This is a genomic window from Solimonas variicoloris DSM 15731, from assembly GCF_000382285.1.
Taxonomy (GTDB): Bacteria; Pseudomonadota; Gammaproteobacteria; order Nevskiales; family Nevskiaceae; genus Solimonas; species Solimonas variicoloris.
This window is the reverse complement of record NZ_KB907931.1, coordinates 99,269-116,396: the sequence shown is the minus strand read 5'-3', so window position 1 is coordinate 116,396 and position 17,128 is coordinate 99,269. Positions and strand designations below refer to the sequence as shown.

15 protein-coding genes are annotated in these 17,128 nt (G+C 67.1%); 11 read left to right on the top strand and 4 right to left on the bottom strand.

The genetic code is table 11. The features are described 5' to 3' along the window. Nucleotides 1–163: 163 nt before the first annotated feature. From H149_RS0110385 to mgtE, 11 genes are all read left to right on the top strand, one after another. Nucleotides 164–649, top strand: a complete 486-nt coding sequence (locus tag H149_RS0110385) for a DUF4399 domain-containing protein (RefSeq protein WP_020649690.1) — start codon at nt 164–166, stop codon at nt 647–649. A gap of 54 nt (nt 650–703) precedes the next feature. Further along, the gene (locus H149_RS0110380; protein WP_020649689.1) at nt 704–1,474 is read left to right on the top strand and encodes an SDR family NAD(P)-dependent oxidoreductase; all 771 of its coding nucleotides are present in this window, start codon (nt 704–706) and stop codon (nt 1,472–1,474) included. Nucleotides 1,475–1,508: 34 nt separating this feature from the next. Then, nucleotides 1,509–2,996 carry an RNA polymerase factor sigma-54 gene (locus tag H149_RS0110375; protein ID WP_020649688.1) on the top strand — a complete coding sequence of 496 codons (1,488 nt, stop codon included), beginning with the start codon at nt 1,509–1,511 and terminating at the stop codon, nt 2,994–2,996. Nucleotides 2,997–3,045: 49 nt separating this feature from the next. Continuing rightward, nucleotides 3,046–3,369, top strand: a complete 324-nt coding sequence (gene hpf / locus H149_RS0110370; protein ID WP_020649687.1) for a ribosome hibernation-promoting factor, HPF/YfiA family — start codon at nt 3,046–3,048, stop codon at nt 3,367–3,369. Between the two features lie 68 nt (nt 3,370–3,437). Then, complete coding sequence (locus tag H149_RS0110365; protein WP_020649686.1) at nt 3,438–3,896, top strand: PTS sugar transporter subunit IIA; 459 nt, start codon at nt 3,438–3,440, stop codon at nt 3,894–3,896. 43 nt (nt 3,897–3,939) lie between these two features. Beyond that, entirely contained in the window at nt 3,940–4,518 is a 579-nt protein-coding gene (locus H149_RS0110360) for a hypothetical protein (RefSeq protein ID WP_154654737.1), read from the top strand. A 28-nt stretch (nt 4,519–4,546) separates the two neighbouring features. Further along, the gene (rapZ, locus tag H149_RS0110355) at nt 4,547–5,434 is read left to right on the top strand and encodes an RNase adapter RapZ (protein ID WP_020649684.1); all 888 of its coding nucleotides are present in this window, start codon (nt 4,547–4,549) and stop codon (nt 5,432–5,434) included. A 55-nt stretch (nt 5,435–5,489) separates the two neighbouring features. After that, nucleotides 5,490–5,894 (top strand): PTS sugar transporter subunit IIA, encoded by a 405-nt coding sequence (locus H149_RS0110350; protein ID WP_020649683.1) that lies wholly within the window; start codon nt 5,490–5,492, stop codon nt 5,892–5,894. 11 nt (nt 5,895–5,905) lie between these two features. Further along, complete coding sequence (locus H149_RS0110345; RefSeq protein WP_020649682.1) at nt 5,906–6,172, top strand: HPr family phosphocarrier protein; 267 nt, start codon at nt 5,906–5,908, stop codon at nt 6,170–6,172. A 9-nt stretch (nt 6,173–6,181) separates the two neighbouring features. Then, nucleotides 6,182–7,912, top strand: a complete 1,731-nt coding sequence (ptsP, locus tag H149_RS0110340; RefSeq protein WP_020649681.1) for a phosphoenolpyruvate--protein phosphotransferase — start codon at nt 6,182–6,184, stop codon at nt 7,910–7,912. 67 nt (nt 7,913–7,979) lie between these two features. After that, nucleotides 7,980–9,338: a magnesium transporter gene (gene mgtE, locus H149_RS0110335; RefSeq protein WP_020649680.1), complete on the top strand. Its 1,359-nt coding sequence runs from the start codon at nt 7,980–7,982 to the stop codon at nt 9,336–9,338. A 9-nt stretch (nt 9,339–9,347) separates the two neighbouring features. Here the strand turns inward: mgtE and H149_RS20590 are convergent, their stop codons facing one another. The 4 genes from H149_RS20590 to H149_RS0110315 are packed head-to-tail and all read right to left on the bottom strand — an operon-like array spanning nt 9,348 to nt 16,692. Continuing rightward, the gene (locus tag H149_RS20590) at nt 9,348–11,756 is read right to left on the bottom strand and encodes an efflux RND transporter permease subunit (RefSeq protein WP_083930923.1); all 2,409 of its coding nucleotides are present in this window, start codon (nt 11,754–11,756) and stop codon (nt 9,348–9,350) included. Continuing rightward, nucleotides 11,753–12,841, bottom strand: a complete 1,089-nt coding sequence (locus tag H149_RS22160) for a WD40/YVTN/BNR-like repeat-containing protein (RefSeq protein WP_154654736.1) — start codon at nt 12,839–12,841, stop codon at nt 11,753–11,755. The genes H149_RS20590 and H149_RS22160 overlap by 4 nt, the downstream gene beginning before the upstream one ends. A 32-nt stretch (nt 12,842–12,873) precedes the next feature. Continuing rightward, the gene (locus H149_RS20580) at nt 12,874–14,292 is read right to left on the bottom strand and encodes a DUF1329 domain-containing protein (protein ID WP_039748726.1); all 1,419 of its coding nucleotides are present in this window, start codon (nt 14,290–14,292) and stop codon (nt 12,874–12,876) included. Between the two features lie 60 nt (nt 14,293–14,352). Further along, on the bottom strand, nt 14,353–16,692 hold the full coding sequence (locus H149_RS0110315; RefSeq protein WP_083930922.1) for a DUF1302 domain-containing protein: 2,340 nt from the start codon (nt 16,690–16,692) through the stop codon (nt 14,353–14,355). Nucleotides 16,693–17,128: the final 436 nt, after the last annotated feature.

The following is a 17,128-nucleotide window of genomic DNA, read 5'->3' as shown; positions in this document are numbered from 1 at the left end:
TCGTCGGCCGATCAAGGCCTTCGTCCGAGCGCGTCAACCGGTGGACGCCTCACAAGCGGCGCGCAGTATAGCGGCGCGCCGGCGTTTCACCTAATCTTGGCCTCAGGCGATACGCAAATCGCGTGCCGCTCCGGACATGCTTTATTCGAACAGGACACATTTCATGAAGAAGATGCTTGCCCTCGCCGTTCTGGCCTCCCTCGCCGCGCTTCCCGCCCATGCCGACAGCTGGAAGGACCTCAAGAACGCCGCCAAGCAGCAGGCCTCCGACAAGGCCGCCGAGGAGCTCGGCCTGGCCACGCCGGCGCCGGCCAACGCCAAGGTCTACTTCGTCAATCTCAAGGATGGCGATACCGTCAGCAGCCCGGTGAAGGTGCTGTTCGGCCTGTCCGGCGCCGGCGTCGCACCGGCCGGCGTGAACAAGGAAAACACCGGCCACCACCACCTGCTGATCGACAGCCCGGAGGTCGACTTCACCAAGCCGCTGCCGGCCAGCGACCAGGTCAAGCACTTCGGCGGCGGCCAGACCGAGACCAGCCTCGAGCTCAAGCCGGGCAAGCACACGCTGCAGCTGGTGTTCGCCGACTGGAAGCACCAGCCGTTCAATCCCTCGGTGCAGTCCGAGAAGATCACGATCACCGTCAAGTAAGCCCTTAAACAGTGCGGCGGCCGCCCCGCCGCCGCACCTTCGGTACGCTCCCCCATGCAGATTTCCGATTGCTGTTTCCTCGTCGCCGGCGGCGCGTCCGGCCTCGGCGCGGCCACCGTGCGCCGGCTTCATGAAGCCGGCGGGCGCGTCGTCATCGCCGACCTCAATGCCGCGACCGGCGAGGCGCTCGCCGCCGAACTCGGCCCGCGCGCGCGCTTCGCGCGCTGCGACGTCAGCGCCGAAGCCGATGCCGCCGCCGCGGTCACCGCCGCCGTCGAGGCCTTCGGCGCGCTGCACGGCCTAGTCAACTGCGCCGGCATCGCCACCGGCGAGAAGGTGATCGGCCGCGACGGCAGCGCCGCGCCGCTGGCCGGCTTCGCCCGCGTCGTCAACATCAACCTCGTCGGCAGCTTCAACATGCTGCGCGTCGCCGCCGCGCAGATGGCCCGCCAGGCGCCGAACGCCGACGGCGAGCGCGGCGTGCTGATCAACACCGCGTCGGTCGCCGCCTTCGACGGCCAGATCGGCCAGCCGGCCTACGCGGCGTCCAAGGCCGGCGTCGTCGGCATGACGCTGCCGCTCGCCCGCGAACTGGCGCGCTACGGCATCCGCTGCATGACGATCGCGCCGGGCATCTTCGAGACGCCGATGATGGCGGGCCTGCCGCCCGAAGTGCAGGAATCGCTCGGCAAGACCGTGCCGTTCCCGCCGCGCCTCGGCCGCCCCGACGAATACGCCCGCCTCGTGCAGAGCATCGTCGAGAACCCGATGCTCAACGGCGAGTGCATCCGCCTCGACGGCGCGCTGCGCATGGCGGCGAAGTGAAGGATCCGTCCCCCGCTTCACACGGACGCCAGGCATGAAGTCCACGCTGGGCCTGCGCTTCGGGCAGTCGCTGACGATGACCCCGGCGCTGCAGCAGGCGATCCGCCTGCTGCAGCTGTCCAGCCTCGATCTGCAGCAGGAGATCGAACAGGCGCTCGAATCCAACATCCTGCTCGAACGCGAGGACGGTGCCGAGCCGCTCGAAGCCGAAGTCACCGCCACGAGCAGCGAAACCGCCGGCGAGAGCGAGGCCGCGGCCGAACCGGCCGGCGATCCGAAGAGTCTCGAACTCGGCAGCGAGAACGCCGAGATTCCCGCCGAGATGCCGGTCGACGCCGACTGGGGCGACGTCTACGACGAGAGCTCGGCCGGCAGCGGCAAGAGCAGCGGCGACGACGACGAGCTGCGCGACTTCCTCGAAGCCAATCTGCACAGCAGCAAGAGCCTGCACGAGCACCTGATCGAGCAGGCGCGCACGGCGCCGTTCACGACCCGCGAGGCCGAGCTCGCCGAGCATTTGATCGACTCGATCAACGAGGACGGCTACCTCGACGACTGGCCGGAACTGGCGGCGCGCCTGCAGGCCGACTTCGGCGCCACGCCGGAGGAACTGGAGACGGTGCTGCAGAAGATCCAGGACTTCGAGCCGACCGGCGTCGCCGCCCGCGACCTCGGCGAGTGCCTGCGCCTGCAGCTGGAGCTGATGCCGGCGCGCACGCCCGGCATCAACACCGCGCTCAAGCTGATCGGCGAGCAGCTGAACCTGCTCGCCCGCCGCGACCCGGCGGCGCTGGCGCGAGCCACCGGCCTGCCGCTGGCCGAGATCGAACCGGCGCTGGCACTGATCAAGACCCTGCAGCCGCATCCGGGCCGGCCGTTCCAGGCACACGAGCCCGATTACGTCACGCCTGACGTCTTCGTCAGCAAGAAGAACGGCCGCTGGATCGTCAGCCTGAACCCGGAGCACACGCCGCGCCTGCGCCTCAACAACCAGTACCAGAGCATGATCCGCCGCGCCGACAGCTCGCGCGATCAGGTGGTCCTGAAGCAGCACCTGCAGGAGGCGCGGTACTTTCTGAACAGTCTGGAGGCGCGCAATGAAACTCTGTTGCGGGTCGCACAGTCGATAGTTGAAGAGCAGCGCGCTTTCTTGGATTATGGACCCGAGGCGATGCGACCGATGGTGCTGCGCGACATCGCCGAACAGCTGGGCATACATGAATCGACCGTTTCGAGAGCCACAGCGAACAAATACATGCTCACGCCGCGTGGGCTGTACGAACTCAAGTTTTTCTTTTCCAGCCACGTGCAGACGACCGGCGGCGGCGTCGCTTCGGCCACGGCCATCCAGGCCATGATCAAGCGCATGATCTCCGCCGAGGACACGTCGCGTCCGCTTTCCGACGCCACGCTGTCGGATCTGCTCTTGAAGGAAGGCATACAGGTTGCAAGGAGAACGGTAGCGAAGTACCGCGAAGGCCTGGGGATCCCCCCCTCGCACGAGCGCAAACCGCCGGTCTAGCGCCGGCACCCCGAGGCAGCATGGCCGCAAGGCCTAGAGGAGCGAATCGATGAACCTGAACATCTCCGGTCACCATGTCGACGTCACCCATCCGATGCGCGAATACGTGATGACGAAGCTCAAGCGACTCGAACGACACTTCGACCACCTGATTTCAGCGGAAGTCATTCTCTCCATCGACAAACTCAGCCAGCGCGCCGAAGCCACCGTGCATGCCTGCGGCGCCAACCTGCACGCCGCCGCGATCGAGGAAGACATGTACGCGGCGATCGACTTGATGGCCGACAAGCTCGACCAGCAGACCCGCCGCCACAAGGAAAAGGTGCGGGATCACCGCCAGAAGGAAGCCCACAAGCGCATGGCGCTTGAGTAGAATCCGGGTTTCCGAGGCCCGGCCCACCCTGGGCCGGGCTTTTTTATTGGATGAGGACTCCCCCAAAAATGAAGATCGCCGACATCCTGTCCGCTGAGCGGGTCAGCCTCGGACACACCTTCACCAGCAAGAAGAAGGCGCTCGAGGAACTCTCCCAGCTGCTGGCGCGCGGTACCGAAGGTGTCTCGGCGGCCGATATCCTGGCGAGCCTGTCGGCCCGCGAAAAGCTGGGCAGCACCGGCCTCGGCCATGGCGTCGCCATTCCGCACGGCCGCATCGCCGGCGTCAGCGACAGCGTCGGCGCCTTCATGCGCCTCAAGCACCCGCTCGACTACGAAGCCCACGACGGCCATCCGGTCGATCTGATCTTCGGCCTGCTCGTGCCGCAGGGCGCGACCGAGGCCCATCTCAAGCATCTCGCCGCGATCGCCGAGATGTTCTCCGACGAATCGTTCTGCAAGAAGGCGCGCGAGGCGACCGACGACCGCGCACTGTTTCAGCTGATCGGCGACTACAAGCCGGCCTGAGCGCCGGCCGCGCGCGGCCCGCTCCCGGCGCGAGGGCGCACCCATGCCCGGCAGCATTCCCGCCGTAACCCTGCATGGCGTGTTCATGCGCGTCTACGACACCGGCGTGCTGCTGGCCGGCGCCAGTGGCGTCGGCAAGAGCGAGCTGGCGCTGGAACTGCTGGCGCGCGGCCACCAGCTGGTCGCCGACGATGCCGTCGACTTCTCGTTGCGCCGCGGCTTTGTCGTCGGCCGCGCGCCGCGCCTGCTGCGCGGCTTCCTCGAGGCGCGCAGCCTCGGCATCCTCAACATCAGCCGCCTGTACGGACCGCACAGTGTCGCCGGCCACTGCAAGCTCGATCTGGTGCTGCGCCTCGAGGCGCCGCGCGTGGTCTGGGACAGTGGCCTCGAACGACTTGGCGGCCGGCGCAGCATGGCGACCATCCTCGGCGTCGAGCTGCCGGAGATCACGATTCCGATCCGCCTCGGGCATAATCTGGCGGTGCTCGTCGAAGCGGCCTGTCGCGACCTGCATCTGCGCCTCGCCGGCTATCGCGCCGATGCCGACCTGATCGAGCGGCAGTCGCGCGAGATCCGCAAGCAGGAACTGCGCGAAGAACGCAAGCACGACACGCCGACCTGAACCGCCACCGCGTGACCGTCCATCGCCCATGAAACTGGTCTTCGTCAGTGGTCTGTCCGGCGCCGGCAAGACCGTCGCCCTCAAGCAGTACGAGGATATCGGCTACTACTGCATCGACAATCTGCCGCTGCAGCTGGTCGGCCCGTTCATCCGCCGCGCGCTGCGCCGCAGCGACGGACGCTACGAGCGCCTCGCGATCGGCATCGACGCCCGCGAGAGCCCGCGCGAGATCGCCCGCTTCCCCAAGTACCTCGAGTCGCTGCGCGCGCAGGGTATCGAAGTCAGCGTGATCTTCCTGCGCGCCGACGATTCGGTGCTGCTGCAGCGCTACTCCGAGACCCGGCGCCGTCACCCGCTCGCGCAGGGCGACTGCTCGCTGACCGAGGCGATCCGCCGGGAGCGCCAGCTGCTGGCGCCGATCGCCAACGCCGCCGACGCCACGATCGACACCTCGCTGAAAAACCTGCATGCGCTGCGCGAGGAAATCCAGGGCCTGGTGCCCGGCGGCGGCGGCAAGCTGTCGCTGATGTTCATGTCGTTCGGCTTCAAGAACGGCATTCCCGAGGACGCCGATTTCGTGTTCGACATCCGCACGCTGCCGAACCCGCACTGGCAGCCCGAGCTGCGCAAGCTCACCGGCCGCGACGCGCCGGTCGTCGAATGGCTGGAGCGGCACGACATCACCGCGCGCCTGTACGCCGACATCCGCGGCTTCCTCGAACGCTGGCTGCCCGAATACCAGAAGCAGGACCGTGCCTACCTGACGGTCGCGATCGGCTGCACCGGCGGCCAGCACCGCAGCGTCTACTTCGTCGAGAAGCTCGGCGAGACGTTCCGCGGCCGATTCGATAATCTCGCGATCCGCCACCGCGAGCTGTGGACCCGCCTCGGCGACGCCGGCGCCAAGACTCCGTGATCCGCATGACGCCTTCTTCCGTCCCGCCACGCCGCCGCTGTCGCGGCAACCGCGCATGAGCGTCGGCGTGCTGCTGGTCATGCACGGCAAGCTCGGGCACCACCTGCTCGACACGCTGCGCGACATGATGGGCGAGCTGCCGCTGGCCGCCGACGTGCTCGAAGTGCGGCGCGTGCAGGCGCACGAGGTGCTGATCAACCAGGGCCGCAAGATGATCGAGCGGCTCGACTCCGGCGCCGGCGTGCTGATGCTGACCGACGCCTTCGGCTCGACGCCCAGCAACATCGCCAACAAGCTCGCCGGCGACGAGCGCACCGCCGTCATCGCCGGCGTCAACCTGCCGATGCTGGTGCGCATCTTCAACTATCCCAAGCTCGCGCTGCCGGAGATGGTCCGCAACGCCGTCGAAGGCGGCACGCGCGGCATCGTCGTCAGCCACCCGGCCGCGCCGGGCTCATAGGAACACCATCCGTGGAACGTACCGTCACGATCGTCAACCTGCTCGGCCTGCACGCGCGCGCCGCGGCGCGCCTGGTGACGCTGGCCTCCAAGTTCGAATCCGAGATCCGCGTGCGCAAGGACGCCCGCGAGGTGAGCGGCAAGTCGATCATGGGCGTCATGATGCTGGCCGCCGCCAAGGGCTCGCAGATCACCCTGATCGCCGAAGGGCCGGATGAGCAGCAGGCGCTCGACGAACTGGCGGCGCTGATCGCCAACAAGTTCGACGAAGAAAACTAGGCGCCCCGCATGAGCCTCTGGCTTTCCGGCGTCGGCGTCTCGCGCGGCATCGTCATCGCCCGCGTGCAGAAGCTGCATGCGGGCGAACTCGACATCCCCGAACGCACGCTCGCGCCCGGCGACATCGAAGGCGAGATCGTGCGCTTCGTCGGCGCCCAGCGCCGTGCCCGCGAGCAGCTGCGCGAGGTGCGCGAAAAGATTCCGGCCGGCACGCCGGGCGATATCGCCGCGTTCATCGACACGCACATCCTGATGCTCGATGACCGCTCGATCACCGACACCACGATCGCGCACATCCGCAACCAGCACATCAACGCCGAAGCGGCACTGCGCAAGACCAAGGACGCGCTGATCGCCGTCTTCGAGCAGATGGACGATCCGTACCTGCGCACGCGCAAGGACGACGTCGAGCACGTCTGCGCGCGCATCCAGCGCGTGCTGCTCAAATCCGAGCGCCAGCTGCCGCAGAAGAGCGGCACCGAGCCCTACATCACGGTCGCCGACGACATCACGCCGGCCGACATCATCCTGCTCGCGCAGCAGCACGTCGCCGCCTTCGTCACCGAGTACGGCGGTCCGCTGTCGCATACCGCGATCCTCGCCCGCAGCCTCGGCATTCCGGCGATCGTCGGCCTGCGCGACGCGCGCCGCCTGCTGCGCGAGGGCGAGGAGATCATCGTCGACGGCGAGGCCGGCCACGTGCTGGCGACGCCGGACGACATCGCGCTCGACTTCTATCGCGCCAAGCAGCGCCGCCAGGCGCAGTACCGCGCCGGCCTCGTGCGCCTGCGCGGTCGCGACGCGGTCTCGCGCGACGGCGTGCGCGTGAAGCTGCTCGCCAACATCGAGCTGCCGGAGGACGCCAGGGTGGCGGAGGAGAACGGCGCCGAGGGCGTCGGCCTGTACCGCACCGAATTCCTCTACATGAACCGCAAGGATCTGCCGAGCGAGGACGAACAGCTCGACGCCTACGCGCGCATCGTCTCGGCGACTTCAGGACCGATCACGATCCGCACGCTCGACCTCGGCGCCGACAAGCAGGTCGACTCCGGCCGCTCGCCGGGGCCGACGCCGAACAATCCGGCGCTCGGCCTGCGCGCGATCCGCCTGTGCCTGAAGGAACCGGAGCTGTTCCGCACCCAGGTCCGCGCCCTGCTGCGCGCCTCGCGCCTCGGCCGCATGCAGATCATGCTGCCGATGATCTCCAACCTGCAGGAGCTGCGTCAGGCCAGCGCCGTGATCGCGGCCGCCCGCGACGAACTGCTCGGCGAAGGCCGCGAGATCGGCGACGACGTCGCGATCGGCGTGATGATCGAGGTGCCGGCCGCAGCGCTGGCCTCGCCGATGCTCGCCCGCCACGCGCGCTTCTTCTCGATCGGCACCAACGACCTGATCCAGTACACCCTGGCGATCGACCGCGTCGACGACGAGGTCAACTATCTGTACGACCCGCTGCATCCGGCGGTGCTGCAACTGATCAGCCGCACCATCGAGGCCGGCGCCGGCGCCGCCATCCCGGTGGCGATGTGCGGCGAGATGGCCGGCGATCCGCGCTACACGCGCCTGCTGCTCGGCCTCGGCCTGACCGAGTTCTCGATGCATCCGGCCAGCGTGCTGGAGATCAAGCGCAACATCATCGACGCCGACGTCGGCCGCCTGCGCGCCGCCGTCGCCGAGCTGTTGCGCTGCACCGAGCTGCAGGACATGCGCGACCGCATCGCGGCGCTCGACGACCTGTAGCGGGCCGCCTCGTTCAGATCGCGCTCAGAGCATCCCCCTACACTTTCGACCGTCCCACCCCGGAGCTTTGCGCGTGTCCGAACGCGAACAGGCGAATCACGACGCGGTCGCCCTGCTGCGCGAGCGGCTGAGCAGCGGCCGCCTGCTGCCGGCGCGCCGCGCGCTGCACGCGCTCAATCCGGCCGAGATCGCCGGCCTGCTCGAATCGCTGCCGCCGCGGCAGCGCGCAATCGTCTGGAACATGGTCAGCCCGGAGGACGACGGCGAGGTGCTGCTGCATCTGGGCGACGACGTCCGCGCCGAGCTGATCCGGCAGATGGACGTCAACGAGCTGGTCGCCGCCGCCGGCGAACTCGACATCGACGACCTCGCCGACTTCGTCGAGCACCTGCCGGAGACGGTCACGCAGCAGGTGCTCAAGGCGCTCGATGCCGACGACCGCGCGCGCCTGGAATCCGTGCTCGCCTACGAGCCCGACACCGCCGGCGGCCTGATGAACACCGACACGGTGACGGTGCGCCCCGACGTCACGCTCGACGTCGTGCAGCGCTACCTGCGCCTGCGCGGCGAGCTGCCGAATCACACCGACGCGCTGTACGTCGTCGACCGCTACAGCCACTACCTCGGCGCGCTGCCGCTGGCGCGCATCCTCACGCGCGGCGCGGAGGAGCTGGTGTCGAACGTGATGGAGCGTGAACGCGAGACGATGCCGGCCTCGCTGCCCGACGAGCGCGTCGCGCAGCGCTTCCAGGACGCCGACCTGGTGTCGGCGCCGGTGGTCGACGAACGCAACCGCCTGATCGGCCGCATCACCGTCGACGACGTCGTCGACGTCATCCGCCGCGACGCCGAGCACAAACTGCTGTCGATGGCCGGCCTGCACGAGGACGAGGATATCTTCGCGCCGGTGCGCGGCGCCGCGCGGCGCCGCGCGATCTGGCTCGGCATCAATCTGCTGACCGCCTTCCTCGCGTCCTCCGTCGTCGATCTGTTCCAGGGCACGATCAGCCGCGTGGTCGCGCTCGCCGTGCTGATGCCGGTGGTCGCCAGCATGGGCGGCATCGGCGGCAGCCAGACCCTGACGCTGATGATCCGCGGCCTCGCGCTCGGCCAGATCGGCTACCACAACTGGCGGCCGCTGCTGCGCAAGGAGCTCGCCGTGGCGCTGGTCAACGGCGTGCTGTGGGCCGCGGTGGTCGGCGCCACCGCCTGGCTGTGGTTCCGCGATCCGATGCTCGCGCTGGTCGTCGGTCTGGCCATCGTCATCAACCAGACCGTTGCCGCGCTCGCCGGCATCTTCGTACCGCTCACGCTCAAGCGCTTCGGCGTCGACCCGGCGCTCGCCGGCAGCGTGATCCTGACCACCTTCACCGACGTCTGCGGCTTCTTCAGCCTGCTGGCGCTCGGCACGCTGATCCTGCTCTGAGCGGCGGCGCTAGCGCGGCTGGAAAGCCTCCTCGGCGCCGACCGTGAGGTCCTTGTTGCGGTGCCGGTATTCCTCGCGCGCCAGGAAGTGCGCGAGCGCCGGCAGCACGACGATGGCGCCGATCATGTTGGCGGTGAAGCCGAACACCAGCAGGATGCCCATGTCGCGCTGGAACTGCAGCTTGGAGAAGATCCACATCGCCACGCCGCTGGCCAGGCCGACGCCGGTGAACAGCGTCGCCTTGCCGGTCGAACGCATCTTCTCGTAATAGGCGTCGCGCAGGCTCAGGCCGCGCCGCATGCCGGCGGCGACCGTCGAGTAGCTGTAGATGCCGTAGTCGACGCCGATGCCGCAGGCGAAGGCCAGCACCGGCAGCGTCGCCACCTTCAGTCCGATGCCCATCTCGACCATCACCGCGTAGCCGAGCAGCGTCACCAGCGCCAGCGGCAGGCCGACGCAGAGCACGCCGGACACGGTACGGAACGACAGCCACAGGAACAGCAGCACCACCGCGTAGACGTAGATCACCACCGGCAGCTCGTTGCGGTGAACCTCCTCGTTGGTCGCCGCCATCACGCCGTTGTTGCCGGACGCCAGCCGGAACTGCACGCGGCGGTCCTGGTTCTCGCCCGCTTCGTAGCGCTTCACCGCCTCGACGATGCCGGCCAGGGTCGAGGCCTTGTGGTCGGTCGTGTAGGCCTGGATCGCCAGGGCGCTGCAATCCTTGTTCAGCAGGCCGGTGGTGGTCGGCACCAGCGCCGTCGACTGCGCCAGCGAGTACTTGTCGCGCGGAATCACCTGCGCGTTGAGACGCCCCTCGTTGAGGCCGGCATAGGCGAGCTTCGACATATCGAACAGCGTGAAAACGTCGCGCACGCCTTCGGTATTGCGCAGATACCAGGCGAAGCGGTCGGCCTCGGCCATCGCCCGATAGTCGATGCAGGCGTCCGGGAAGGTCTCCGCCACCACCGTGAAGATGTCGGTGCTGAGCCAGAAGTCGCGCGCGATCTGCCGCGCGTCGCGGTTGAAGCGCGAATCCGGGCGCAGCTCCGGCACGCCCTCGGTGGTATCGCCGATCTGCACCTGCGGATAGCGCAGCGCGCCGTAGACGGCCAGGCCGATGCAGACGCAGATCACGGCGATCGCCGGACCGCGCTCGGTCAGCACCGACATGCGCCGGAACACCGCGTCACCGATGCGCTCGCGCACCGCCTGCGCATGGCGGAATTTCTCGACGTTGGGCAGACGCAGATACGAGAGCACCGCCGGCAGCAAGGCCTTGTTGACGAGAATCACGCCGGCCATGCCGAACGCGGCGTTGATCGACATCTCGCGGATCACGTCGATGTCGATCAGATAGATCGTCGAGAAGCCGGCGACGTTGGTCAGCAACGCCACCACGCCGGGGATCGCCAGCGCGCGGAAGGTCGCCAGCGAGGCCTGGTAGCCGGTCGCGCCGCGCGTCGAGATCTCGTTGGCCCAGGCGTTGACGTACTGCACGCCGTGGCTGACCGAAACCGCCATGATCAGGAACGGCACCAGCATCGCGAACGGATCGAGCCCGTAGCCGACGAGGTGTAGCAGGCCCAGCTCCCAGACGCAGGCGACCAGCGAGGTCAGCAGCACGATCATCGCCAGCGACAGCGAGCCGATGTAGATCCACAGCAGCAGCGCCATGCACAGCAGCGCGACCACGAAGAACATCGCCACCTCGACCGAGGCCTCGGTCATGTCGTGCACGACCTTGGCGAAGCCGATGATCTCGACGCTGACCCGGTCGTCCTCGAACTGCTCGCGGATCTTTTCGAGCTGCCGGCCGACGGCGACGTAGTCGAGCGGCGCACGGCTGACCGGATCGAGATCCTGCAGTTCGGCCAGCACCAGCGCCGAGGTTTCGTCTTCCGATACCAGGCGGCCGATGACGTTGGCCTTGCCGACGTTGGCGCGAATGCGCCGGACCATCTCCGGCGTCGGCGCGTAGTCGCCGGGCACGACGGTGGCGCCGGCAAGCCCGTCCTCGATCACGTCGACGTAGATCGTGTTCGGCGTGAAGATCGACTTGACGCGCGAGCGGTCGACGCCGGGCACGAAGAACACCGCGTCGGTGACCTGGCGCAGTCGATCCATGAACTGCGGTTCGTAGATGGTGCCGTGCCGGGCCTTGAGCGCGACGACGACGGTGTTGGCGCCGCCGAAGCTGGCGTAGTGCTTGAGGAAGACCTGCATGTACGGATGCTGCTGCGGGACCATCTTCAGCCAGCCGGCCTGCGGCTTGAGCATCGACGCCTGCCAGGCCAGCAGCAGCGTCGCCACGCCGAGCACGATCAGCAGCGCCCGCCGATGCCCGAAGATGATCGGCTCGACGAGGCGCAGGATGTGCCGCGCCACCGAGTTCTGCGACATGCCCGGCCCGCTCATGGCTTCGCTCCCGCCGTTGCCAGCCGCGGACTCGTGGCGGCGACCACCGGCAGCGCGCGCGCGCCACGCAGGCCGACGGCGATCCACTGTCCGTCGAACGGCTGCAGCCCCGACAGCGTTTCATTCTCGGCGCTGGCCAGCGCGCGGACCGGGCCGCCATCGTCCGGCACCTGCAGCACGACGCCGTTGACGCCGGTCAGCAGCGCCTGGTCACCGTCGGCGATGCCGCGGAACAGACTCTCGTGCGACGGACTGTCGACGTGCCGCCAGCCGAGCGCGGCGAGCGCCGCCGGATCACTCACCGTCTCGCGGTCGAATTCGTCCCAGCCGTCGACGGCGATGCTGCGCACGGCGCGCGCGTCGTCGGTGACATAGATCGAACCACGCAGACCGAAGATCATCGCGCCGTGCGCGCCGCGCGGCAGCACGCCGAACATCGAGCCGCGGTACGGCGAATCCAGCATCGTCCAGCTCGCCCCCTCGTCGGCCGAACGCGCCAGCATGCCGCGCTCGCCGGCGATGAACAGCGTGCCGTCGGCGAGCCGCGCGATCGCGTTGAAGTGCAGGCCCGGCTCGCGGATCGGGCTGTCGATCTCCTGCCAGTGCGCGCCGCCGTCGTCGCTGTGCAGCAGCGCTCCATAGCTGCCGACCGCGAAGCCGCGCTGCGCATCGAGGAACAGCACGTCGTACAGCGGCCCGCGATCCGGCACCCAGCGCTGCACCGACCAGTGCCGCCCGCCATCGCCGGTCTGCAGGATCACGCCGTCGTGGCCGACCGCCCAGCCCCGGCGCGCGTCGAGGAAGAACACGCGCGTCAGCATCACGTCGACCGGGCTGTGCACCTGCCGCCAGTCGCGGCCGTCGTCCGAGACCACGATGTTGCCGCGCGCGCCGACCGCCACCAGCCGCGGCCCGGCCCGCGCCAGATCCAGCAGCGGCGCGGACGCCGCGAGCCGCGCCATCAGCGCCGGGCGCGGCGCCCGCTGCGCCGGTGCCGGTTCCTGCGTTGGATCATCGGCGCGCGCCGCGCCGGCGGCGAACCAGACCGCGGCCACGAGCAGTGCCGCAAGACTTCTCCGCTTCATGCGATCGTCCATCTTCGTTCCGTCGTTGCGCTTCAGCGGCGCTCGCCGAGGCTGCGCAGGTTCTTCGGCAGGAAGTACTCGCGATCGAAGCTCAGCTCGAAGTTGTTGACGCTGTCCTCGTTGACCATCGCCGTGACGAAGTAGCGGCCGCTCTGCAGGTCGTAAATCACTTCCGGCACGGTGGTCGAACCGGGCAGGAACGGCAGCGTGATGACGTGACCTTCCTGCAGCTTCCACAGCTTGTCGCGATTGTCGTAGCAGTCGACCAGCGTCAGCGCCCACGAGTCCTCGTCGAGGTAGAAGGTGCGGCGCTTGAACTGGTGCGCGTGGCCCGGACGCAGATTGGCCTCGACGACCCAGACACGATGCAGTTCATAGCGCGCCAGATCCTGGTTGATGTGCCCCTTGCGGATGATGTCCTTGTACTTGTAGCGCGGGTCGCTCATCGTGTACGCGTTGTAGGGGATGTAGATCTCCCGCTTGCCGATCAGCTTCCAGTCGTAGCGCGACAGCGAGCCGTTGAACATGTCGATCTGGTCGTTGAACTGCAGGCCGTCCGACCCGAGCGAGGGATTGTCGAAGCCGACTTCCGGCGCGCGGTTCACGCGCGCCAGCCCCGGGTTGTAGATCCACGCGTTGCGGCCGCTGGTGCCCTTGCCGAAGATCTCGTGCACCAGCGTGATCTGCCCGGCGACGCGCGCCGGCGACAGCGTGCGCTGCAGGTAGTAGACGATGACGTTGTTCTCGCGGCTCTTGTCCTTGAGGTTGCCGTACTCGACGCGCACGTCCTCGATCAGCTTGGAGATCTGGAAGCTGCCGTCGGCGTCGACGATCGCCTGGTTGTTGTAGCGCCGCACCGCCGACACACCGCGGAACTTCAGGCGGTTGTTCCACATCACCTCGGCGCCGTTCTTCGGAATCGGGAACGGCGTCGCCAGGCGCGCGCCGCTGATGTCGTCGGTGCCGTCCAGCTCGGCGTGCGTCGCGTTGTACTTCACCGCTTCGTTGATCTCCTCCGGCGCGAAATGCCCGCGCACCGACGGATAGACGATCATCTTGTAGTCCGGATAGCGCCGGAACATCTCCTGGTGACCGGCGCTCAGATGCTCGGCGTACTGCGTGTAGTTCTGCGCCGTGATCGTGAACAGCGGCTTGTCGACCGCCTCGCCCTGCGCGGTCCGCGTCATGTTCAGGCGGTCCGGATCAGCACTACGCAACTGCTGCAGCTTTGCGAATGTGTAGTGCTTCTGCTCATCGTTGAATATCGCAGCACCCTTCCACTCGGGGATCGTACCGTCCTTGCTGCCCTGGGGTTCGGCTCCCAACGGCGTCAGCTCCTTGCCGAGCTTTTCGGCCTCCGCCTCGCTCACCTTGGCGCTCGCCGCCAGTGGTGCGCCGCATAACAACAGTACGCATAGGGATGCCGCCAGTTTTTCTCGGATGATTCGCATGCCGCCCTCCATCGAATGCCGGTTGCAGCGGCAGCTACAAATAAGCCGCCGCCCTCAATTTCAGAACGTGTTTGTGAACGACAGCTCGATATAGTCGCGATCGATGCGCGTATTGCGGTAGCCGCCGCCGCTGAACATCACATAGCGCAGCAGCGCGGTCGTGCTCTCAGTGAACTTGAACTCGTTGGAGAATGTCGTCTGGATGCGGCCCTCGACGAAATCCTGCGCCGGATAGATCGAGGTACCCTTGACGTCGTGCCAGATCTCGATGCCTGGCGTGAAGCCCACGCCGCCGATCACGTCGTTGTACGTCGCCGTCACACGGGCGCGGTACCCCCACGCAAAGTCTGTGGCAAAGCTCTTGCGGCTCGCGCGCTCGGGGTTTGCGACGTCGAGCGGCCCGACGATGCGGCCACCGTTGGCCGGCGTCTGAATGATCGGATACCCGTCGTCGTCATATTCGACCGGCCCCGGCACGCCATCGCGCACGGGGTCGTACTCCGACTGCCCCATGCTGTAATGCAGGTTGCGGCCGGTAGCCCCTTCGAACTGCACACGGCTAATCGACGGCATGTCGAAGACCCGTACGGCCGCCACCTCGCCGACCGCAAGGATCTGGTTGGCACGTATCCAGTTGCTCCCCGAGAAGATGCGGATGCCGGTGAAGCTGATCTGCCCCACCTTAAGGCGCTCGTAGCCGCGGATGTAGTCGCCAGGCTGCACGCGGTTCTGGACATCCGTGTCGTATAGCCCATTGCCGCGCCGGTACACCGTTTCGATGTAATCCGGGATATAGACACGGTTGGTCGGCACATTCATCCTGCTGATACCGTAGTTATTAGGCACCCCGCCCATGCCGTTGCCGGCCGGCGTGTCGGGGAATGCCGGCTGCTCGGCGGCGTAGACCACATCGACCACGCTGACCTGTGCCGGCTGGTTCGGGCTGTATGTCAGTTCACCAGCCAGCGACCAGTCACCGACCGTCGTGTTGAAGCTGGCGCCGAAGATATGGATGTCTTCCGGATACTCGAGAAACGGCCGGATCGAACCCACTGGCACCGCGTAGTCGGCGTAGATTTTTTTGGCATCGTCTGGATTGTTCTCATCAAGTCCGTACATCGTCAGGCAGGGGCCGAAAACTGAACCTCCGCTATAGGGATCGGGATAGAACGCACCGATGTCGTAGCAACCCTTCATGGCGGCTTCGGCGCTGAAGTACGGCAGGCGGCTGTGGATGTTCATGCCGTACAGGCTCATCTCGGTGCCGCCGTTCAGCCAGTCCGCGTAGTAGTCCAGCCGGAAGCCGAACTGCCCGCCATTGCTCGGCTCACGATCGTGGTCGAGATAAACCGTGCGGTCGCTACGAGCGATCGTGTTGGCGAAACCCTCTGGGAGCAGCTGCCCCAGCGGATCCTCCGGGTATTGGTCGAAACCAAGATAGATGGGCACCGGTCCGTGGCCGGCGCCGGCGACATCCTGCACCGACATGTAGGTGCCGGAGATATCCGGCTCTGTCCGCTTCCAAGTCAGCTGATAGAAGCCGCTCAGGCTCAGCTTGGGCGCCAGATCGATACCCGCCGTCGCCAGGTTCGTCGGCAGGAAGGCGTCCTTGACTTCAGCGCCCGGCAGGCGCCACAAGGTCGCCGACAGCGGATTAATCTGAGCAAGGTTGTTAAACAGCATGAAGGTGCTCTCGCCCCAGCGCAGGTATTGCTGGCCGACAGCCAGCCGCAGCTGATGGTCGTCCGCCACCTTGAAGGCGGTCGAGACATAGGCTTCGAGCAGCTTCGCGTTCCAGCCCGACTCGTCCTCGAGGTCCGAGCGGCGATGGTTGTCGCGGTTCAGCGTGATCGTTTGATTGGCCTGCGTGCCACGGTTCGGATAGTCCATGTCGCGCAGGTGCGTCTTGAAGTTCGAGTTGACTGGATCGTAGTAGCCGATGCCGCCAACCTTGAAGCTGACGTTGCGCCATTCGCCGCCCAGCGTCGAGCGTAGCGAAACGCCGGAATAGGTGACGTCACCCTTGTCGTAATTGAGGTTCCCGTCGTCACCGTTGATGTTGTAACCGCCCGGCGCGGCGATCAGCCGGCGACTCGGCTCGGGATCGCCGTTCAGTGACTGGCAGTCGCCGCCATGATAGCTGCCCGCATACGTGCAGAGCAGTTGATTGCCCGACACGTTCTGCTTGCCGACGATGCGGTTGTCGCGATCCTCGACACGCATGGCGGCGCCGCCGCTGATGCGATTCGTCCAGCTGAAATGAATATCGCCCCATTTCGCCAGGTCGTCGCTGGTGAGGTCGAAGTCCACGGCGAATGCCGGCATGGCGAAGAATACCGCCATGATGGCCAGCATCGTGCATACATGGCCGCCCGTACGGCCCCATCCGCTCTTGCCCATCTCTCTCCTCCCTCTTTGGGTCAGCTCCCGTCGGGGTCTCCCCGCGGGGCCTGTGATTCCATACAAGCCGACTTTCCCGATGCGGCTTCGTTGGAGTATGGGCGGTCCGGTCCGATGATCGGACCTGTCTGTTTAGGCAGGCTGGGCTATGCACCCTCGGCAAGCACGGCCGCGCTGCAAGGGCGCCGTTCATCGGGCGATGGCCTGTCCTTACGGCCAGCTGAAACGGTGTGTCCGCCCCAGGAATGGCCGGCTTTCGGGTCTTCTGCCCTTGATTTCCATAACTTTTAAGTCGCGCCGAATAAATCGGAAAGCGGTTTGACCAGATCGCTCGCTTCGCTCAAAAACCGCAACGCGCCGCCAGCAGGAACGGCCCTCCACGCCGGGAGCCTCCGAGGATTGCCGTTCACCGCCGATGACGCGACTGCTCGAAAGA